At 56.8% G+C, this 21729-nt stretch carries 17 protein-coding genes; 9 read left to right on the top strand and 8 right to left on the bottom strand.

From position 1 onward, the window contains the following. Positions 1-27 precede the first annotated feature (27 nt). The gene (locus tag ACZ3HG_RS19820; protein ID WP_062746769.1) at positions 28-759 is read left to right on the top strand and encodes a glutathione peroxidase; all 732 of its coding nucleotides are present in this window, start codon (positions 28-30) and stop codon (positions 757-759) included. 82 nt (positions 760-841) lie between these two features. Here ACZ3HG_RS19820 and argH read toward each other — a convergent pair whose 3' ends face one another. From argH to argB, 3 genes are all read right to left on the bottom strand, one after another. Next, positions 842-2215 carry an argininosuccinate lyase gene (argH, locus tag ACZ3HG_RS19815; RefSeq protein WP_191935291.1) on the bottom strand — a complete coding sequence of 458 codons (1374 nt, stop codon included), beginning with the start codon at positions 2213-2215 and terminating at the stop codon, positions 842-844. A gap of 92 nt (positions 2216-2307) precedes the next feature. Continuing rightward, positions 2308-3522, bottom strand: a complete 1215-nt coding sequence (locus tag ACZ3HG_RS19810; RefSeq protein ID WP_191935292.1) for an argininosuccinate synthase — start codon at positions 3520-3522, stop codon at positions 2308-2310. 30 nt (positions 3523-3552) lie between these two features. Further along, positions 3553-4329, bottom strand: a complete 777-nt coding sequence (gene argB / locus ACZ3HG_RS19805) for an acetylglutamate kinase (protein ID WP_191935386.1) — start codon at positions 4327-4329, stop codon at positions 3553-3555. Positions 4330-4451: 122 nt separating this feature from the next. Here argB and argE point away from each other — a divergent pair, with 122 nt between their 5' ends. Both argE and ppc read left to right on the top strand, forming a co-directional pair. Beyond that, complete coding sequence (gene argE, locus ACZ3HG_RS19800; protein WP_465334023.1) at positions 4452-5603, top strand: acetylornithine deacetylase; 1152 nt, start codon at positions 4452-4454, stop codon at positions 5601-5603. Positions 5604-5961: 358 nt separating this feature from the next. Continuing rightward, on the top strand, positions 5962-8613 hold the full coding sequence (ppc, locus tag ACZ3HG_RS19795; protein WP_191937080.1) for a phosphoenolpyruvate carboxylase: 2652 nt from the start codon (positions 5962-5964) through the stop codon (positions 8611-8613). 122 nt (positions 8614-8735) lie between these two features. Here ppc and metF read toward each other — a convergent pair whose 3' ends face one another. The 3 genes from metF to metB form a co-directional block, all read right to left on the bottom strand. Beyond that, positions 8736-9635: a methylenetetrahydrofolate reductase gene (gene metF, locus ACZ3HG_RS19790; RefSeq protein ID WP_191935295.1), complete on the bottom strand. Its 900-nt coding sequence runs from the start codon at positions 9633-9635 to the stop codon at positions 8736-8738. Positions 9636-9865: 230 nt separating this feature from the next. Further along, on the bottom strand, positions 9866-12295 hold the full coding sequence (locus tag ACZ3HG_RS19785; RefSeq protein ID WP_465334021.1) for a bifunctional aspartate kinase/homoserine dehydrogenase II: 2430 nt from the start codon (positions 12293-12295) through the stop codon (positions 9866-9868). 2 nt (positions 12296-12297) lie between these two features. Continuing rightward, complete coding sequence (metB, locus tag ACZ3HG_RS19780; RefSeq protein ID WP_191935297.1) at positions 12298-13458, bottom strand: cystathionine gamma-synthase; 1161 nt, start codon at positions 13456-13458, stop codon at positions 12298-12300. A gap of 243 nt (positions 13459-13701) precedes the next feature. On the opposite strand from metB, the gene metJ reads away from it, so the two are divergent. Next, positions 13702-14019, top strand: coding sequence for a met regulon transcriptional regulator MetJ (gene metJ, locus ACZ3HG_RS19775; protein ID WP_013200201.1), 318 nt, complete (start codon positions 13702-13704; stop codon positions 14017-14019). Here the strand turns inward: metJ and ACZ3HG_RS19770 are convergent. Next, complete coding sequence (locus ACZ3HG_RS19770) at positions 14016-14891, bottom strand: LysR family transcriptional regulator (RefSeq protein ID WP_465334018.1); 876 nt, start codon at positions 14889-14891, stop codon at positions 14016-14018. The two genes, metJ and ACZ3HG_RS19770, sit on opposite strands and share 4 nt — an antisense overlap. A 102-nt stretch (positions 14892-14993) precedes the next feature. Between ACZ3HG_RS19770 and ACZ3HG_RS19765 the strand changes: the two genes are divergently transcribed. Further along, on the top strand, positions 14994-16085 hold the full coding sequence (locus ACZ3HG_RS19765) for a linear amide C-N hydrolase (protein WP_465334016.1): 1092 nt from the start codon (positions 14994-14996) through the stop codon (positions 16083-16085). A gap of 59 nt (positions 16086-16144) precedes the next feature. On the opposite strand, the gene rpmE is transcribed toward ACZ3HG_RS19765, so the two are convergent. Then, complete coding sequence (gene rpmE, locus ACZ3HG_RS19760) at positions 16145-16357, bottom strand: 50S ribosomal protein L31 (protein ID WP_062746795.1); 213 nt, start codon at positions 16355-16357, stop codon at positions 16145-16147. Positions 16358-16573: 216 nt separating this feature from the next. Here rpmE and priA point away from each other — a divergent pair, with 216 nt between their 5' ends. From priA to hslV, 4 genes are all read left to right on the top strand, one after another. Beyond that, positions 16574-18772 carry a primosomal protein N' gene (priA, locus tag ACZ3HG_RS19755; protein WP_465334013.1) on the top strand — a complete coding sequence of 733 codons (2199 nt, stop codon included), beginning with the start codon at positions 16574-16576 and terminating at the stop codon, positions 18770-18772. 206 nt (positions 18773-18978) lie between these two features. After that, positions 18979-20016 carry a DNA-binding transcriptional regulator CytR gene (gene cytR, locus ACZ3HG_RS19750; RefSeq protein WP_465334011.1) on the top strand — a complete coding sequence of 346 codons (1038 nt, stop codon included), beginning with the start codon at positions 18979-18981 and terminating at the stop codon, positions 20014-20016. A 171-nt stretch (positions 20017-20187) separates the two neighbouring features. Then, complete coding sequence (gene ftsN, locus ACZ3HG_RS19745) at positions 20188-21105, top strand: cell division protein FtsN (protein WP_191935301.1); 918 nt, start codon at positions 20188-20190, stop codon at positions 21103-21105. A 90-nt stretch (positions 21106-21195) separates the two neighbouring features. Then, positions 21196-21726 carry an ATP-dependent protease subunit HslV gene (gene hslV / locus ACZ3HG_RS19740; protein WP_013200194.1) on the top strand — a complete coding sequence of 177 codons (531 nt, stop codon included), beginning with the start codon at positions 21196-21198 and terminating at the stop codon, positions 21724-21726. Positions 21727-21729: the final 3 nt, after the last annotated feature.

The following is a 21729-nucleotide window of genomic DNA, read 5'->3' as shown; positions in this document are numbered from 1 at the left end:
TAATTTTTATAACGTTGAGGTCTTTTTATGTTTGCTAGTCAGGAAGGTAAGTCCATCCCGCAGGTCACTTTTCACACGCGTCAGGGCGACAGTTGGGTCGATGTCACCACTGATGAGCTGTTTAAAGACAAAACAGTGATCGTTTTTTCTCTGCCGGGTGCTTTTACCCCCACCTGTTCATCCAGCCATCTGCCGCGCTATAACGAACTGGCGGACGTGTTCGGGCAACATGGCGTGGACAGCATCCTGTGCGTGTCAGTCAATGACACCTTTGTAATGAACGCCTGGAAAGCCGATCAGCGCGCCGGCAACATCACCTTCATTCCCGATGGCAACGGTGATTTCACCCGGGGCATGGAGATGCTGGTGGAAAAAGCCGACCTCGGCTTTGGCCCCCGCTCATGGCGTTATTCCATGCTGGTGCGTAACGGCGTGGTTGAGAAGATGTTTGTTGAACCGAATAAGCCGGGCGATCCGTTTGAAGTGTCCGATGCGGATACCATGCTGCGTTATGTAGCACCGGAGTTTAAAGTGCAGGAGTCCGTTTCCCTGTTCAGCAAGCCGGGCTGCCCGTTCTGTGCCAAAGCCAAGCAGATGCTGTTAGATCGCGGGATCGCGTTTGAAGAAATCGTTCTGGGTCAGGATGCCACCACCGTCAGCCTGCGTGCCGTGACGGGACGCGCTACCGTGCCTCAGGTGTTTATTGGCGGTCGCCATATTGGCGGCAGTGATGATTTAGAGCAATTCTTCGCGGCATAATGAAGGGGGACGGCCTGCATTTCGGGTCGTCCCTTTCACGTCAGGCGGGCTGACCCAAAAAAGAAGGTCAGCCCCTCGCACATTATCCGAGGCGCTGCTTCGCTTCAGTGATCGCGGTTGATACCTGATGCGGAGAGACACCGCCTTTAGCGTTACGTTTGTCCAGGCAGGACTGCAGCGACAGGAAGGGATAAACATCTTCTGCAATCACGCTGCTGAACTTCTGCAGGTCAGACAGCGCCAGTGCTTCCAGCGCTACACCCTGCTTAATCGCTTCCACCACGGTTTCACCGACAATATGGTGCGCTTCACGGAACGGTACGCCTTTGGCGACCAGGTAATCCGCCAGTTCGGTCGAGTTTGCATAACCCTGTTCGGCGGCTTCCTGACAACGCGGGCGCTTCACCTGAATACCCTCCAGAACCAGCGCTGCCATATGCAGGCAGTCAGACCAGGTATCGAGTGCATCGAACAGTCCTTCTTTGTCCTCCTGCATATCTTTATTGTATGCCAGCGGCAGACCTTTCAGCGTCATACTCATGGCGGTCAGTGCCCCCTGTACGCGGCCAACCTTGCCACGGATCAGTTCCAGCGCGTCCGGGTTTTTCTTCTGCGGCATCAGCGAGGAGCCCGACGTCACTTTATCAGACAGCTCAACAAAGCCCGCCTCACCCGTATTGAAGAAGATCAGATCCTCGGCAAAACGCGACAGGTGTACCATGCCGATAGAAGCATCTGAGAGTAGTTCCAGCACGTGATCGCGGTCGGATACGGTATCCAGACTGTTACGGGTGGCGGAGGCAAAGCCTAACCATCCAGCCAGCTGTTCGCGGTCGATCTCATACGCGGTTCCGGCCAGGGCACCGCAGCCCAGCGGGCTGACGTCCAGTCGTTTCAGCGTATCCTGCAGACGGCTTTCATCACGCGCCAGCATCTCAACATAGGCCAGACACCAGTGGGCAAACGTCACCGGCTGCGCGCGCTGCAGGTGGGTGTAACCCGGCATAACCGCGTCCTGGTTGGCTTCTGCAGTGGCGATCAGTGCCTGCTGGAACTGACGTGTGGCAGTCAACAGTTCGCTGACCTGCGCTTTACACCACAGTTTCAGGTCGGTCGCGACCTGGTCATTACGGCTACGGCCAGTATGGAGTTTTTTACCCAGCGAACCGACTTTGTCGATCAGCTTCCCTTCCACCCAGCTGTGAATATCTTCGGCGTCGCTTTCCAGAATTTGCTGTGGGTTCGCGCGCACATCTTCCAACAGAGCATTCAGCGCCACTTCCAGCTGCTGCTGCTCGTCTGCGGTTAACACATTGACCGTCACCAGCGCTTTGGACCAGGCAACGGAACCAGTGATGTCCTGCTCTGCCAGACGATAGTCGAAGCGCAGTGAGTCATTGAAAAGCTTGAAACGTTGATCTGCTGCCTGCGTAAACCGTCCACCCCAAAGTGCCATGCTCAGTACTCCATTCAAATAATGTAATAAGGGCGGCACAGGTGCCGCCCCTACGAATGCCTGTAGGGGCGAGTGGCCTCGCCCGGAAAAGATTACTTCTTCTCGTTCAGCGCGCGAATGCGTGAAGACAGAGAGAACAGACGGATAAAGCCGCCTGCGTGACGGTGATCGTACACTTCGTCTTCACCGAAGGTGGCAAACTCTTCAGAGTAGAGGCTGTTAGCCGATTTCTTCTGGATCGCCGTTACCTGACCTTTGTACAGCTGCAGCACCACTTCGCCATTCACTTCTTCTGCCAGTGCCGCCGCGGAAGCCTGAATGGATTTACGCAGCGGTGCGAACCAGCGGCCATCGTAAACCACATAGGACATTTCCAGGCCAAGCTGCTCACGCCATTTGAAGCTGTCGCGATCCAGAACCAGCTGCTCAACCGCACGCAGCGCATTCACCATGATGGTACCGCCAGGGGTTTCGTAGCAGCCGCGGGACTTGATGCCCACCAGACGGTTTTCCACGATATCGATACGACCGACGCCGTGACGGGCACCGATGGCATTCAGTTTGTCCAGGCAGCCAAACGGGCTTAACGCTTCGCCGTTCACCGCGACGACGCGCCCTTTCTCAACGGTAACGGTTACCTGCTCAGGCTGATCCGGGGCTTCCAGTGGATCCACAGTCCATACCCAGCAGTCTTTGTTCGGGGCATTCCACGGGCTTTCCAGCACGCCGCCTTCGGTAGAAATATGCCAGGCGTTTTCATCACGGCTGTAGATTTTTTCCAGCGACGCGGTGGTCGGAATATTACGCTCTTTCAGGTAATCCAGCAGGGCTTCACGGGAACGCAGGTTCCACTCACGCCATGGCGCGACGACTTTCAACTGTGGGGCCAGCGCAGTGTAAGTGGTTTCAAAACGCACCTGGTCATTGCCTTTACCGGTTGCGCCGTGGCACAGGGCATCTGCGCCCACTTTCAGCGCCAGCTCAACCTGCGCTTTAGCAATAATCGGGCGCGCCATTGAGGTGCCCAGCAGGTAAGTCCCTTCGTACAGGGCACCGGTCTGCAGCACAGGATAAACGTACTCGCTGATGAACTCTTCGCGCAGATCCACCACATGGCACTCAGACGCACCGGACTGCAGCGCTTTCTGCTCCACGCCTTCCAGATCGCCGCGCTCCTGGCCGATATCCGCCACGAATGCCACCACTTCACAGCCGCCGTAGTTCTCTTTCAGCCATGGAATGATGGCCGAAGTATCCAGACCGCCAGAGTAAGCCAGTACGATTTTCTTGATGCTTTTGTCTTGCATTGTCTCTTCCTTAAATGAATACGTTACTAATTAAGCGAGGATACGGGTGCCGATGGACACGCCGTTAAATAAGGTTGGCAGCTGTTCGGCATGGCGCCAGCTGGCGATATCCACCGGGCGGCCCAGCGTACGGGCGGCTTCCAGCGCAGCATTAACTTTGACGATCATCCCGTCAGTGATCACGCCATCGGCGATCAGCTGTTCGGCTTTCTCTGCCGTCATCTCTTCAATACGCTGCTTGTCAGCATCCAGAATACCGCTGACATCAGAAAGCAGGATCAGGTCCGCCCCCAGCGTGGCAGCCAGCGCCGTCGCGGCCTGGTCGGCGTTAACGTTCATCAGCAGGCCATCGGCAGTGATGCCAATCGAGCTGACGACCGGCAGATAGCCCGCACCCAGCAGCGTATTTATCAGGTGGGGAGAACCCGGCGTGGCCAGCCCCACATGGCCCAGTTCATCGTCAAACTGCGCCACATCAACGCTGCCGCCGTCGCCCAGGCACAGACCAACGGCATCAATGCCATGTTTTTTTGACCAGGCCAGCAGGGTTTTGTTCGCTGTACCCGCCAGGGCCCCGGTGATAATGTCAATCTGGTCGGCGGGTGTGACGCGCAGTCCGTTTTTTTTCTTCACCGGCAGCGACAGCTTGCTCATCAGTTCATCGACCAGGCAGCCGCCACCGTGAACGATCAGCAACGGGCGCTGATGCGTGGTACGGTAGCTGGCCAGAGCAGTAAACAGACGCTCCAGCGCCTCTTCGCTGTCCAGCAGCACACCGCCTAACTTGATAATTAACGGATGGGTCATCAACTCAACTCGCTCTCTGTGATAGATAGAATTTTCGGTTTCCATCTGGCCGCCGATATTGTATTTTTATTCACTATTAGTGCATGAATATTGATACTATCCTAACCCAAGGACTGTCAACAGTGAAGACAAAATTACCCCCTTTTCTTGAGATTTACCGCCAACTGATTGCAACGCCATCAATCAGCGCCACCGACAGTGCGCTCGACCAGAGCAATGAAACTTTAATCAATTTACTGGCAGGCTGGTTCCGCGATATCGGCTTCAGCGTGGAAGTCCAGCCGGTACCCGGCACGCGCAATAAATTCAATATGCTGGCCAGGAGCGGTCAGGGTGCAGGCGGTCTGCTGCTGGCCGGTCATACCGACACCGTGCCATTCGACGATGGCCGCTGGACGCGCGATCCATTCACCCTGAGTGAGCATGACAATAAGCTCTACGGGCTGGGCACGGCCGACATGAAAGGCTTCTTCGCCTTCATCTTAGAGACCCTGCGTGATATTGACGTGTCAGCGCTGAAAAAACCGCTTTATATTCTCGCCACTGCCGATGAAGAAACCACCATGGCGGGCGCGAAGTTCTTCTCTGAAACCACCAGCCTGCGCCCGGACTGTGCGATTATCGGCGAGCCCACCTCCCTGAAACCCGTACGTGCGCACAAAGGCCATATTTCTAATGTGATCCGTATTCAGGGTCAGTCAGGCCACTCCAGCGATCCGGGCCGCGGGGTCAATGCTATTGAACTGATGCATGAGTCGATCACCCAGTTGATGGAACTGCGCAATACGCTGAAAACACGCTATCACCACGATGGCTTTGCCATCCCCTACCCAACGATGAACTTGGGCCATATCAGCGGCGGCGACGCAGCCAACAGGATCTGCGCCTGCTGTGAACTGCATATGGATATCCGCCCACTGCCGGGCCTGACGTTGAGCGATCTTGACGGTCTGCTGAATGAGGCGCTGGCTCCCGTCAGTACGCGCTGGCCGGGCCGTCTGACCGTGGGTGAGCTGCACCCGCCGATCCCGGGCTATGAGTGTCCGCGTGAGCATCAGCTGGTTCAGGTGGTAGAAAAACTGCTGGGGACAGAAACAGAGGTGGTGAATTACTGCACCGAGGCCCCCTTCATCCAGCAGATCTGCCCGACGCTGGTTTTAGGCCCGGGTTCCATCGATCAGGCGCATCAGCCGGACGAATTTATTGATACCGCGTTCATTAAACCGACCCGCGAACTGATCGCCCAGGTGGTGCATCATTTTTGCCATCATTAGGTCGGTTTAACCAAAATACTTCGGGTTCCAGGGGGACGACAAACCCGTCAACCCCCATCACGATGTGACGGGGGTAAAGGTGCCCGGCCCATACCTTTCCAGGGTAAGAATGAGGCACAAAAGGGACAATTGGCTGCAAAAACAGCGGGTTGCCCCTGATTTCAATTATTCCGGATGATAAGAATAACTTATCTCGTTCTGCTGTAATTAAATTTCATAAATTCCGGCTATTTAGCGTCACGATGTGGTGTATTTAAGTCAATTGACGAATGGTTGCGAACGTGGCTAGATAAAAGACAACGTTATGCCCACTGGGGTGAAAGATAGTTACAAATACAAGAAGGGTGTCAGGGATCATATGAACGAACAATATTCCGCAATGCGAAGTAATGTCAGTATGCTCGGCAAACTGCTCGGGGATACTATTAAGGATGCACTGGGAGAGAACATCCTGGACCGGGTAGAAACCATCCGTAAGCTCTCGAAGTCATCACGTGCGGGAAATGATGCCCACCGTCAGGAACTGCTGACCACGCTGCAAAATTTGTCCAATGATGAACTGCTGCCGGTAGCCCGTGCATTCAGTCAGTTCCTCAACCTGACCAACGTAGCCGAGCAGTACCACACCATTTCGCCAAAAGGCGAAGGTGCGAATCACCCTGAACTGCTGGCCGGTACCTTTGAGCGTCTGAAGCAGCAGCCAGACCTGACCGAAGCCGCCGTTCGCGAAGCGATTGAATCCCTGTCGCTGGAACTTGTTCTGACCGCCCACCCGACTGAAATCACCCGCCGTACCCTGATCCATAAACTGGTCGAAGTGAACAGCTGCCTGCAGCAACTGGATCACAATGACCTGTCTGACTATGACCATGGCAAGATCATGCGCCGCCTGCGCCAGCTGGTGGCCCAGGCCTGGCATACCGATGAAATTCGTAAATATCGCCCCACGCCCGTGGATGAAGCCAAGTGGGGCTTTGCGGTGGTGGAAAACAGCCTGTGGGAAGGCGTACCGCAGTTCCTGCGCGAGCTGAATGAGCAGGTCGAAGCCGCCTTTGGCTATACCCTGCCAGTTGATTTTGTGCCGGTGAAGTTTACCTCCTGGATGGGCGGTGACCGCGACGGCAACCCGAATGTGACGGCCGATATCACCCGCCATGTCCTGCAGCTCAGTCGCTGGAAAGCCACCGACCTGTTCCTGCGTGATATCGCCGTACTGGTCTCTGAGCTGTCGATGTCAGAATGTACGCCGGAAGTACGTGAGCTGTGCGGTAACCCGGACGCGCTGGAGCCTTACCGCGAGATCATGAAAAACCTGCGTGGCCAGCTGATGAGCACCCAGGCTTATCTGGAACGCCGCCTGAAGGGCGAGCGCCTGCCGCGCCCGGACAACCTGCTGATCTCCAACGATCAGCTGTGGGAACCGCTGTACACCTGCTACCAGTCACTGCAGGCCTGTGGCATGGGCATTATTGCCAACGGTCAGCTGCTCGACACCCTGCGTCGCGTGAAGTGCTTTGGCGTGCCGCTGGTGCGTATTGACCTCCGCCAGGAAAGTACCCGCCATACTGAAGCCATTGCTGAAATCACCCGCTATCTCGGCCTGGGCGATTACGAGAGTTGGTCAGAAGCTGACAAGCAGGCTTTCCTGATCCGCGAACTGAGCTCCAAACGTCCGCTGATGCCACGCCAGTGGGAGCCGAGTGCCGATACGAAAGAGGTGCTGGATACCTGTCGCGTAGCGGCGGATGCACCGCAGGGCTCGATTGCCGCCTACGTCATCTCCATGGCGAAAACGCCGTCAGACGTGCTGGCCGTTCATCTGCTGCTAAAAGAGGCAGGTATTCCTTATGCGATGCCAGTGGCCCCGCTGTTTGAAACCCTCGAGGATCTGAACAACGCCAACGATGTCATGAGCCAGCTGCTGAATATCGACTGGTATCGCGGCCTGATTCAGGGCAAGCAGATGGTGATGATCGGCTATTCCGACTCGGCGAAGGACGCGGGCGTTATGGCAGCAAGCTGGGCACAGTATCAGGCTCAGGATGCGCTGATCAAAACCTGCGAGAAAGCCGGTATTACCCTGACGCTGTTCCACGGACGCGGCGGCTCCATCGGCCGTGGCGGTGCGCCGGCACATGCGGCGCTTCTGTCGCAGCCCCCGGGCAGCCTGAAAGGCGGCCTGCGCGTGACCGAACAGGGTGAGATGATCCGCTTTAAATACGGTCTGCCGGAAGTCACTATCAGCAGTCTGTCGCTGTATACCGGGGCGATCCTCGAAGCTAACCTGCTGCCACCGCCGGAGCCGAAGCCCGAGTGGAACAGCATCATGGACCAGCTGTCTGATGTGTCCTGCAAAATGTACCGGGGCTACGTGCGTGAACACGAAGACTTCGTGCCTTACTTCCGTTCTGCCACTCCGGAGCTGGAGCTGGCCAAGCTGCCACTGGGCTCACGTCCGGCGAAGCGTCGCCCGACCGGCGGTGTTGAGTCGCTGCGTGCCATTCCGTGGATTTTCGCCTGGACACAGAATCGTCTGATGCTGCCCGCCTGGCTGGGTGCCGGTGCAGCGCTGCAGAAAGCGATGGAAGAGGGTCATCAGGAAACGCTGGAAACCATGTGCCGCGACTGGCCGTTCTTCTCGACCCGCCTGGGAATGCTGGAAATGGTGTTCTCGAAGGCTGACCTGTGGCTGGCTGAATACTACGATCAGCGTCTGGTGGATAAATCCCTGTGGTCGCTGGGCAAACAGCTGCGCGATCAGCTGGACTCCGATATCAAAGCCGTGCTGACCATTGCCAACGATTCGCACCTGATGGCCGACCAGCCGTGGATTGCCGAGTCGATTGCCCTGCGTAACGTCTACACTGACCCGCTGAACGTTCTGCAGGCGGAGCTGTTACACCGTTCGCGTCAGCAGGAAGCGGCGGGCGCAGAGCCGGATGCCCGCGTTGAGCAGGCATTGATGGTGACCATCGCCGGCGTAGCGGCGGGAATGCGTAACACGGGTTAAGCCGACAGCAGAGGGAGATCGGAAAAGGATCGCCCTCACAACCAGCAGGCGTAGACCTTCATTTTCGGTCTGCCCCTGACAATAAAAAAGGACGCTTATGCGTCCTTTTTTTGTCGCGGTGATCAGGCGACGGCCAGACCCGGGCGGACGCCCAGCGTATGGCAGATGGCATAACTCATCTCCGCACGGTTCAGGGTGTAGAAGTGAAAATCTTTCACCCCTTCGCGGCTGAGAATTTTTACCATATCCATCGCGACGTTAGCACCGACCATTTTGCGGGTTTCCGGGTCGTTATCCAGCCCTTCAAACATACTGGTCATCCAGCCCGGCACGCGGACGTTCGTCATCGTGGCGAAGCGCTGTAGTTGCCTGAAATTCGACACCGGCAGAATGCCCGGAACGATTTCAACATCAATACCGGTGGATACGCAGCGGTCACGAAAGCGCAAATAGCTCTCCACATCGAAGAAGAACTGGGTGATAGCCCGGTTGGCCCCCGCATCAATTTTACGCTTCAGGTTGATCAGGTCAGCCTGAGCGCTCTTCGCCTCCGGGTGCACTTCCGGATAAGCGGCCACCGAGATATCAAAATCCCCCACGTCCTTGAGCAGCGAGACCAGATCGGCACCGTACATTTCCGGCTTGCCCCCGCCCGGCGGCAGGTCGCCGCGCAGAGCGACGATATGGCGAATGCCGTTATCCCAGTAGTCACGGGCAATATGACGTAACTCATCGCGTGTCGCGTCAATACAGGTCAGGTGAGGGGCCGCTTCCAGACCGGTACGGTCTTTGATCCCTTTGATAATGCTGTGGGTCCTGTCACGTTCACCGGAGTTAGCCCCGTAAGTGACCGAGACAAATTTTGGCTTCAGGCTGCTGAGGCGATCGATAGAGCTCCACAGGGTGTCTTCCATTTCGCTGGTGCGCGGCGGAAAGAACTCAAAGGAGACGTTAATTTGCCCGCTGATTTCGGCAAGACTCTGGTTCAGTGCTTCGCGCTGATTTGCGTGGAAAAAACTCATACCCGTTTACCTCATCGATCGCTGATCATGATAAATCGCTGTCTTAACGTCTATCCGTTTAGACGTCCAGACATTCAAAATGCCGCAAATCGATTAATCAGTCAACAGTTAAATGATGACCTGACGTGACAAATTCTCAACGAAGATGAGGAAACTTCATGCAGGGAAGGAAGAATGAGGAAATGAACCTCTGGGGTCGCCCTTTTATTTCGGTAGACCCCCGAGGAAAACTACAGCAGCTGTGCCAGGCGATTAAGATCGGACTGGATCGCCCCGGCCGTGACGTCGCGGCCGGCTCCCGGCCCACGGATCACCAGCGGATTATCACGATACCAGCGGCTTTCAATGGCAAACACGTTGTCGCACGGCAGCAGGGCAGCCAGTGGGTGATCGTCCCGCACGGCCTCTACACCAACGCGCGCTTTCCCGTTCGCGTCAAAACGCGCCACATAGCGCAGTACCAGGCCCAGCTCCTGAGCAGCTTCAAAACGCTGAACCATCTGATCGTTCAGTTCATCGGCGTTTTCAAAGAAGTCATCAACCGATCCGGACTGATAGCTGGCCGGCACCAGTGATTCCACGCGCACCTGACCGGGTTCAATATCATAGCCCGCCTCGCGGGCGAGGATCACCAGCTTACGCATCACGTCCTGGCCGGAGAGATCGGCACGCGGATCTGGCTCAGTCAGACCCTGCTGCCACGCCTGGTCCACCAGCTCGGTAAACGGAACCGTACCGTCAAACTGCAGGAACAGCCACGACAGCGTACCGGAGAAGATACCGCTGATGGAGAGGATGCTGTCGCCGCTTTCACGCAGATCGCGCACCGTGTGGTTCACCGGCAGCCCGGCTCCGACGGTGGCGTTATAGAGCCAGTGACGCCCGGTTTTAGCGAACGCATCGCGGATCTGACGATAGCTGTCGCTGCTGGCCGCACCCGCGACTTTATTCGCCCCGATCACATGGAAACCGTAGCTGGCAAAATCCAGATACTGCGCGGCCAGCGTTTCACTGGCGGTCACATCCAGCACCACCAGATCGTCAAACGGATGAGCACGCATCCACAGGAACAGCGATTCCTGGTCCTGTTCTACGGCCTCATCCTCAAAGAAGGCCAGCGCATGGCTGGCATCCAGCCCCTCGTAGCTGAGCAGGCTGCGGCGGCTGTCCACCACGCCTGCCAGAACAAATTCAAAACCGGTACGCGCCGACAGGGTTTCCTGCTCGCGGGCAAACAGCTCCAGCCAGCGGGAGCCAATATTACCTTTGCCAAACAGCACCAGACCGATCTGTTTTTCCGCCCGGAACAGCGTCTGATGCAGACCCCGGATCAGATGTTCCGTTGGTCCGACGCGCAGCACCGCCACCAGGCTGATGCCCTCCTGAGACTGGCAGATAAACTCCACCGGCTGGTCTTTCATCTGCTGCCAGAAACGGTGGCTGTGCAGCGGATTACGGCAGACGCCTGCGCCGACCATCGCCACCATTGCCATCCCTTCACGCAGCTGCAGACGGCCGGGTAACGCCGCATCCTGTAGCAGGGTTAAAGCGCTGTTGACCACTTCCGAGGTATAGCAAAGCTGGAGGAGATTACGATCCGGGTGGACGCCGGTCGCGAGTGGGCGTACCTGGGCCCGGGTCAGCAGCTGATCGATCTCTTTCCGCAGCGTGGCGAAGTCGTGCTGTGCGGGCACCTGGAACTCTATCAGGCAGACGTCATCATGGCTGGTCACAATCCGCGCGCCCGTGCCTGAGGCCAGCACGCGTTCGATGCGTGTTGAACCCTGCCCGGGCTGATAACTGCAGCGCAGCTGTAAGTCAATATCGCTGGCCGAAACCGGCTGCAGCGTACGGGAGTGCAGTACCGGCGCCGCCAGACGAGCCAGTTCGCTGGCTTCATCCAGGCGCAGCAGTGGCAGCAGACAGGCATCTTTTACTTTACGCGGATCGGCACTGTATACGCCGGCCACGTCGCTCCAGATGGTGACGCGCGTCACCCCGGCCAGCGCACCAATCTGTGTCGCCGAATAGTCACTGCCATTGCGCCCTAACAGTACGGTTTCACCGGCATCATTGGCGCAGATAAACCCGGTCACCACCAGGCGCTGCCCGGGGCGCTGTGCCATCAGCTGCTGTAACAGCGGCAGCGATTTTGCTTCATCCACCTGCGGCTGTGCGGCACGCTCAGCGCGTAAGAAATCGCGGGCATCAAGAAAACCCGCCTCAATATCCCGCAGATTCAGCACGGCGGACATCAGACGAGCCGACCAGATCTCACCGTGCCCCACCACCTGCGCATACACGGCGTCAGTAATGGCACTATCCAGCAGGGCCGCCAGTTTCTCAAGATCGCGTCTAAATTCAGCAATCAGTGGCTCGGCCACGGCAGGCGGTAACAACGCACCGATCAGCTCACTCTGATAACGACGCAGCGCCTGCTGCACCTGGTGGGCAGAGAGACGATCGCTCTGGCTCAGTTTGAGCCAGCTGATCAGCTGATTCGTGGTGCTGCCCGCAGCCGAAACCACCATCAGATCGCCGGGCTGGCTGTATTCAGCCATAATCCCGGCTACGCGCTGGTAGCATTTGGCATCGGCCAGACTGCTGCCACCAAATTTATGTAACTGCCGCGAACTGTCTGCCACTGCTGAATAACTCATGCTTACCTCTTGGCCGCGATCCGGAACGCATTGTCCAGATCGGCGATTAAATCTTCGTGATCTTCAATTCCCACCGAAATACGCAGCAGCGTTTCCGAAATCCCTGCCGCCGCCCGCGCTTCAGCAGACATACCCGCATGTGTCATGGTGGCCGTATGGGAAATCAGGCTTTCAACACCGCCCAGCGACTCCGCCAGGGTAAATAATTCCAGCGCTTTCAGGAAACGGCGCAGCGTTGCTTCGTCACCATCGAGCTCAAAACTTAGCATGGCGCCAAAGCCTTTTTGCTGACGTGCCGCAAACTGATGGCCGGCATTTTCTGGCAACGAAGGATGATACAACTTTTTCACCAGCGGTTGTTGTTTCAGATAATCAACAATCGCCAGCGCATTGCGCTGTGCCGCCGCCATACGCGGAGCCAGGGTGCGCATTCCACGCAGCAGCAGATAGCTGTCAAACGCGCCGCCGGTGACGCCAATATTGTTCGCCCACCAGGCCAGATCCGTCACGTGCTGCGGATCCTTCGCCACGACCGCTCCGGCCACCACGTCGGAGTGGCCATTAAGATATTTGGTACAGGAATGGATCACCAGATCCGCGCCCAGTGCCAGCGGGTTCTGCAGCGCCGGGCTGAGGAAGGTATTGTCCACGACGCTGACCGCCCCGACTTCCGCGGCGGCCTGACAGATGGTGGCAATATCCACCACGCGCAGCAGCGGGTTACTTGGGCTTTCAATCAGTACCAGCTTCGGTTTTTCAGCCAGTGCGGCCCGCAGTGCCGCCTCATCGCCCTGATCGACGAATTTAACGCGATACGCACCGCGTTTGCTCAGACTGTCGAACAGGCGGTAGCTGCCGCCGTAACAGTCGTGCGGAGCCACCAGCAGGTCACCCGGTTGCAGAAACACGGTACACACCAGATGAATAGCCGACATCCCGGTGCTGGTCATCACCGCACCGGCTCCCCCTTCCAGCTCTGCCAGTGCGCGTTGCACCACGTCACGCGTCGGGTTGCCACGGCGTGAGTAGTCATGAGCACGGGGCTCATTAAAGTCGGTGAAGTTATAGGTGCTGGAAAGATGAATGGGGGGGACAACGCAGCCATATTGCTCGTCATCATTCAAACCGCTACGGACTGCGATAGTTGCCTGTTTACGCGTCATGGTGCACAAGTTCCTGCTGGAGTGTAAGAGAAGACGGATAGAGTAAAGCGGGCAGGTATAGACGTCAATACATCTGGACATCTAAATGTCTTTGCGTATAGATTGAGCAATGCGCGAATAACCGTTAGAATTATGTCGATATACCCCAGAGAACGTTGTGCCATCCCGGTGTGATGGACACGAACTTCGGGCATAATTAGCCGGATTTCGGTATTTCTAATTTAAATATAATTAAGGTAGCCCATGGCTGAGTGGAACGGCGAATATATCAGCCCTTACGCTGAACACGGTAAGAAGAGCGAGCAGGTTAAAAAAATCACGGTATCCATTCCGTTGAAAGTACTGAAAATTTTGACTGATGAGCGCACGCGCCGCCAGGTTAATAACTTGCGTCATGCCACCAACAGCGAACTGCTGTGCGAGGCATTTCTGCATGCGTTTACCGGCCAGCCTCTGCCGGATGATGTCGATCTGCGTAAAGAACGCAGTGACGAAATTCCCGAAGAAGCGAAAGCGATCATGCGCGAAATGGGCGTTGATCCTGATACCTGGGAATACTAGGCGCTAAACAGCTCGGTTATCCGGTCGAGCACCTGATTCAGTATCGGGTGCCCGGCCTGACCGGGCTGCCAGATAGCCACGATGGTCTGCACCATCCCCCTCTCTCCCATCTCCGTTACGATGCGTTCTATTGCCCGATCCTCACTGGTAACGGCATGCACCGGCAGCATTGCCCACCCCTGTCCGCTGGCCAGCAACGATCTCAGCACTACCCGGTCATTAATAAACTGCACCCGGTCCGCTATCTGAATGCGGCGTGCCAGAGCAGCATCCAGACTATTGTTGGCGATCAGCTGATTGCAGGAGGCCAGCGTCAGCAGACTGACGGGCCGCAGGCTGAATAAATCCGGGCTGGCATAAACCGCCAGTTCAACACTCCCCATCGCCCGCCATTTGAAACGCTCGCTGACCGATTTGTTCACCGGCTGGTAGAGCCCGATATCGACCTCCCCCTTTTCCAGCGCCTGTTCCGCCTGATGGCGATCCTGATAACGCAGATTGAGCTGAATGCCCTGCTGATAAAGTTCTCCTGCCAGCCGGGCCAGCAGATGGCAAGGCGTAAAAATATCGTAACTCAGGGTCAGCGACTGGGGCGATGTCGTTTGCTGCTGCAGCGCAATGTGGTTAAACGCCTGCGCCTCGTGGAGAAACAGACGGGCCTGACGATACAGCCGATTTCCACGCTCCGTCAGTGCGATAGGGCGGCAGTGCCGCTCAAACAGCGCATAGCCCAGATCGAGTTCCAGATATTCCAGCAGCTCACTGACGGTGGTGCGGTCCTTGCCCATTTTCTTTGCCGCACGAGTAATGCTGCCGCATTCGACGATACTGGCAAACGCTTCTATCTGCACCAGTGAAAAAGAAACTGCCATGCACTTCCCTGTCTGCCGTAAGGGGGGATTTCCCCCGGTGAATGACTCTCTCATCCTCGCGCTGCGCGCTACGTTAGCGCTCAGTGAACCCAAAGGAGAAAGATGATGAAAACAACCTTATCTACCGTTACCGCCGTGGTCATCGGTGCTGCACTTGGCATCACCGCGACAGGTAGCGCCAATGCCTGCACCCGCGCCTTTCTGAACACCTATCCCGGCTACCTGGTCAGCGCCCGCAATCTGGACTTCTTCGGCCCGGTTGATCCCTCGCTCATTATCACACCCCAGGGCATCGAACATACCGGCAGTGAGGGCGCTGATGCCCTGCACTGGAAAACGCGCTATGGCAGTGTAGTGATTTATGCCGATGGTGTTTTCCCGATGGATGGCATCAATGAAAAAGGGCTGGCGGGTCATACGCAGTACTATACCCATGGCCGGCAGGTACAACAGGACCATCAGGATAAGCCGGAGCTGGATAGCCGCGCCTGGCTGAGCTATCTGCTGGACAATTATGCCACCGTTGATGAGGCCGTGCAGGGGTTACAAAACGTCAGGCTGGTCGCGAAAAAAATGCCGATCGATTATGCCTCTGACACCAAGCATATCGCCCTGGAGGATCGCACCGGCGATTCCGCTATTGTCGAAATCGATAACGGCAAGGTACATATCTACCATAATCGCCGCTATCAGGTGATGACCAACCCGCCGTCCTACGACCAGCAGTTAAAAAATCTGGCGGCCTTTCAGTCAGTGGACGCCAGCCATATTCCCGGTACCCAGAGCGCGGAGGACCGCTTCGTAAGGGCCAGTATCGGTCTGAAAAACATTCCGCAGCCGGACAGTAAAGCGCAGGCCCAGGGTTTTTTGCTGTCGGTGATCAATAATACCGCCTTCCCGATTAATTACCCGGATGCCAGCGACCCGATGGTCAGAGACATTACCGACGCCTATGCCCGCTACTCAAAATACCCGCAGGAAAATAAAGGGGTGGCGACCTACTGGACCACCCTGGCCGATCTCAGCCATGGGGAGTATCACTTCAAGTCGGTCTTCGCGCCTTCAGACGTCATGGTAAACCTGAAAGCGATTAACTTCTCGGTGGGACAACCGGTGAAGCGCATCGATCATCTGCAAAACTATGCGGAGAAAGGCTGGCAGGGCGATGTCCTCAGATACGCCACCGCATCCTGAATCGCAGGCATAAAAAAACCCAGCCGAAGCTGGGTTTTTTCTGACATCTTACAGGGTGCTTATTTAGCGCCTGGGATGCTGAAACGCTTGTTGAAGCGATCCACACGACCACCGCTTGCAACATCACGCTGCTTACCGGTGTAGAACGGGTGGCAGTTGCCGCACACGTCCAGGTTCAGGTCGCGACCCACGGTAGAGCGGGTTTTGATTTCGTTACCGCAAGAACATTTAGCAGTAACTTCGGTGTAATTAGGGTGAATACCTTTTTTCATGGGAAAACCTCAGTTAAGGCCGTGTCGCTCTCCCGCGCCAGGATAATTCCTGCACCGGCACCACACGAAGATTAATATTAAGTTTATGCTGATATCAAAATGTCATACCAACGGCGGCGAACTATACAGATATTAACCACACACCGCAATCGGATCCGCACATTCAGCACGACTCAGTGTACACTAACTGGCTTAATTTTTCACCCGGATGAATCCATGCCCGTTGTTCAGGTCGCCTTACCCGTTCCGCTTGCCCGCAACTTTGACTACCTGTTGCCTGCCCATCTCAGCTATGCGGTGGTGGGTGGACGCGTCAGCGTGCCTTTTGGCAAGCGTAAAGCCATCGGGGTGGTAGTCGGGATCGTTGAACACAGTGATTTTCCGCTCGATCAGTTAAAAAGTGTCCATGAGGTGCTGGACAGCGAGTCGCTCTACCCTGCCTCCCTGTGGCGTATCCTGCTCTGGGCAGCCGACTACTATCACTATCCGCTGGGAGAAGTGCTGTTCCACGCGATGCCGGTGCTACTGCGTCAGGGTAAAGCGGCGGAAGAGGCCCCCCTCTGGCAGTGGCTGATCACTGACGAGGGTAAAGCGACAGCACCAGAAAGCCTGAAGCGTGCACCGAAACAGCAGCAGGCGCTGGCCGCGCTGCGCAACCGCGGCCTGTACCGTCATGAAGTCAGCCAGCACGACATTACCGAGGCCACCCTTCAGGCATTACAGGCGAAAGGCCTGTGCGTGCTGCGCGCGCAGCCCCGCGCCCGGCAGGACTGGCGCGATAATCTCACCCTGCAGGGTGAACGTCTGCGGCTTAACACCGAGCAGGCCACCGCCGTCGGGGCGATCCGCAGCGCAGACGACCACTTTTCAGCGTGGCTGCTGGCTGGGATCACCGGCTCGGGCAAAACGGAAGTTTACCTCAGTATGCTGGAGAATATTCTGGCTAACGGCCGGCAGGCGCTGGTGCTGGTGCCGGAAATTGGCCTGACGCCCCAGACCATCGCCCGCTTTCGCGAGCGCTTCAGCGCACCGGTTGATGTGCTGCACTCCGGCTTAAACGACAGTGAGCGTCTGGCTGTGTGGCTGCGCGCCCGCAGCGGTGAGACGGCGATTGTTATTGGTACCCGTTCTGCGCTGTTTACTCCCTTTGCCCGACTGGGTGCCATCATCATTGATGAAGAGCACGACAGCTCCTATAAGCAGCAGGAAGGCTGGCGCTATCACGCCCGCGATCTGGCGGTGTTTCGCGCCCGTCAGGAAGATATCCCGATTGTCATGGGGTCAGCGACCCCGGCGCTGGAAACGCTGCACAACGTCCAGTCCGGGAAATATCATCAGCTCAACCTCAGCAAACGCGCCGGAAATGCCACCAAAGCGACCCAGCTGCTGGTCGATCTGAAAGGCGTGAAGCTGCAGGGTGGCCTGTCTCCGATGCTGATCAAGAAAATTGGCCAGCATCTGAAAGCGGATAATCAGGTACTGTTATTCCTTAACCGCCGGGGTTACTCCCCGACGCTGCTGTGCCACGAATGTGGCTGGATTGCCGAATGCCAGCGCTGTGACCGTTACTACACGCTACATCAGAACCAGCGTCAGCTGCGCTGCCACCACTGCGACAGCCAGCGCCCGGTACCCCATCAGTGCCCGCAGTGCGGTTCCACTCACCTGGTACCGGTCGGGCTGGGCACCGAACAGCTGGAGCATAATCTGGGTTCACTGTTCCCCGGTGTCCCCCTGACGCGTATCGATCGGGACACCACCAGCCGAAAAGGGGCTCTGGAACAGCAGCTGGCGGAAGTGCATCGCGGCGGAGCGCGTATTCTGGTCGGAACGCAGATGCTGGCAAAAGGGCATCACTTCCCCGACGTGACGCTGGTGTCGCTGCTGGACGTCGACGGCGCGCTGTTTTCTGCCGATTTCCGCTCCGCAGAGCGTTTTGCCCAGCTCTACGTGCAGGTCGCCGGCCGCGCCGGACGTGCCGGTAAACAGGGCGAGGTGCTGTTGCAGACGCACCACCCGGACCATCCGCTGCTGCACACCCTGCTGCATCAGGGGTACGATGCGTTCGCCCACCAGGCACTCAGTGAACGCAACAGCGTCTTCCTGCCGCCGTTCACCAGCCATGCCCTGTTCCGGGCGGAAGATCACGATAACCAGCAGGCCAGCCTGTTCCTGCAGCAGCTGCGTAATCTGCTGGAAGCCAGCCCGTTAAACAGTGAATCCTTCTGGGTGATGGGCCCTGTCCCTGCCCTGCAGGCAAAACGCAGCGGGCGATACCGCTGGCAGCTCCTGCTCCAGCATCCTTCACGCGCCATTCTGCAGCGACTCATCAAGTCCAGCCTTCCGCTGATCACTACCCTGCCCCAGGCACGCAAAGTGAAATGGACGCTGGATATCGACCCGACGGAAAGTTAAGGCGTAATCGTTTGCATGGCAAAGATGCGTATTGGATCGAAAAAAGTCGCACAAGTCACAATTTTTATGCAAATTAAGTAACAGCCCCCCCGCTTATCTGTTAAGAATGCGGGGGTTATCCGCCGTGGACGCGATAACCTCAGGTACCGGATATCACTTGTCATTCGTTGTTCAGGCCAGCGCAGACTGGCGTGAGGAGAAAAGCGTTGGATCACAATCAAGAGTCAACCGTAGCGACCATGAAGGACGTGGCTGAGAAAGCAGGCGTATCAACGGCAACGGTCTCCCGCGCCCTGATGAACCCGGAAAAGGTCTCCGCCGCAACGCGCTATAAGGTTGAACAGGCAGTGATTGCCGTTGGCTACTCCCCGCATTCGATGACCCGCAGCGCACGGCGCAGCGAGTCCCGTACCGTGCTGGTGATTGTGCCGGACATCTGCGATCCGTTTTTCAGTGAGATAATTCGCGGCATTGAAGTGGTGGCCGCCGCTGAGGGTTATCTGGTGCTGATCGGTGACTGCGCGCACCAGAATCAGCAGGAAAAATCGTTCCTCAACCTGATGCTGACCCGTCAGATCGACGGAATGGTGCTGCTGGGATCCAATGTGCCGTTTGAGACCGGTGTCGAAGAACAGCGCAATCTGCCGCCCATGGTGATGGCGAATGAGTTTGCGCCAGAGCTGGAGCTACCTACGGTTCATATCGATAACCTGACCGCCGCCTTTGAAGCCGTTAATCATCTGCAAAAGCTCGGGCATCGCCGCATTGCCTGTATTTCAGGCCCGGAAGAGATGCCGCTGTGCCAGTATCGCCTCCAGGGATACATTCAGGCGCTGCGCCGCCACGGAATGACTGTCGATCCCACCTATATTGTGCGTGGTGACTTCACCTTTGATGCCGGCTCCCAGGCGATGAAGCATCTGATGACGCTCCCCAGGCCACCCGATGCCTTATTCTGCCACAGCGATATCATCGCGCTGGGTGCCATGTCGCAGGCAAAAAATATGGGTCTGCGCGTGCCCAAGGATCTGTCGATTATCGGTTTTGATGATATCGAGCTGTCGCGCTACAGCGATCCCCAGCTCACCACGGTGGCTCAGCCGCGTTTCAACATCGGTCGTGAAGCAATGCTACTCTTGCTGGAGCAGTTACAGGGCAGGATGGTGAGTAATGGTTCACGTCTGCTGGATTTTGAGCTGAAAATTCGTGGCAGCACCGCTCCCTCGCTGCGTGATGAGGACTGACGGGCCCGTCAGCACACCGCGCAAACGCTCATCAGGAAAATCAGTGGATTCTTAGTAAGATCGCCGCTGGTCAAACTTCCGGCCCTTCAGTAACATGGCGGGCACTCATCGGGCACTTATCGTCACGCTTTCAGCCCGATCTTACCTTCATCGATTATTAGCGGAACGATAGTGGCACAAAAAGATTATGTAGGCCGCGGGCGTTCGACAGGGACGCGCAGCAAAAAGACCAACAGTCGCAGCAAGAAGCGCAGCAGTGGATCGGGTGTATCAAAAATCATGATAGTGCTGGCGGTTGCCGTTCTGGTCACCTTTATTGGTGGGCTGTGGTTTATCGCACACCATAAAAAAGAAGAGACCCCGGTCATCCCGGATCACAAAGCCACCGGTAACGGCCTGCCCCCGAAACCTGAAGAGCGCTGGCGTTATATTAAAGAACTGGAAAACCGCCAGCTTGGCGTTCCTTCGCCAACCGAACCCACTTCCGGCGGTGAGGCTCATTCACAGACACAGTTAACCGACGAGCAGCGTCAGCTGCTGGATCAGATGCAGGCAGATATGCGTCAGCAGCCAACGCAGCTTAACGAAGTGCCATGGAACGAACAGACGCCGGCACAACGACAGCAGACCCTTCAGCGTCAGCAACAGCAAAGTCAGCAGCTTCAGCAGCAGTCGCGGATGCCGCAGCAGACTCAGCGCACGCCGCCACCGGTCCAGACACCAACGCAAACGCAGCATACGGCCCCCGTCACATCGGTGACGCGCGAGCCGGTTCGGCCGAAGCAGGAAGTGGCAGTGCAGCCAAAAGTGGAAACCAAACCGAAAGTTGAAACAAAGCCGAAGGAAGTAGAAAAAGAGAGCACACAGCGCTGGATGGTGCAGTGTGGGTCCTTCAAAGGTACCGATCAGGCCGAGTCCATTCGCGCTCAGTTAGCCTTTGAGGGATTTGAAAGTCGCATCACTACCGGCGGCGGCTGGAATCGCGTGGTTATTGGGCCCTATAACAGCCGTAGCGCAGCAGATACGACGCTGAAACGACTGCGTGGTTCCGGCCACTCAAATTGTATTCCTCTTTCCATCGGGGGTTGAAACCCTTCAAACCTGCCCCATATCTGATTGCATCAGTGCCCCGTACAAAACGTGCGGGGTCATCTTCCGACTGCAATAAGGGGTCTGCCCGTGACAACAATAGTAAGTGTACGACGCAACGGCCAGGTAGTGATTGGCGGTGATGGCCAGGCTACCCTCGGCAATACCGTGATGAAGGGCAACGTCAAAAAAGTGCGTCGTCTCTACAATGACAAAGTCATTGCCGGTTTTGCCGGCGGTACCGCAGATGCCTTCACCCTGTTTGAACTTTTTGAACGCAAGCTGGAAATGCATCAGGGCCACCTGGTGAAAGCCGCCGTGGAGCTGGCGAAAGACTGGCGTACTGACCGTATGCTGCGCAAACTGGAAGCCCTGCTGGCCGTGGCGGATGAAAACGCCTCGCTGATCATTACCGGTAATGGTGACGTCATCCAGCCAGAAAACGACTTGATTGCCATCGGCTCAGGCGGCCCTTACGCCCAGGCGGCTGCCCGTGCGCTGCTGGAAAACACCGAGATTGGCGCGCGCGATATTGTGGAAAAAGCATTGGGTATTGCAGGGGATATCTGCATTTATACCAACCACAACCTCACCATTGAAGCATTACCTTCTAAAGCGTAAGGA

Source organism: Erwinia sp. PME.40.26/001 (assembly GCF_055556675.1).
Note: the sequence above shows the minus strand (reverse complement) of the source record. Positions and strands in the feature narration are given on the sequence as shown.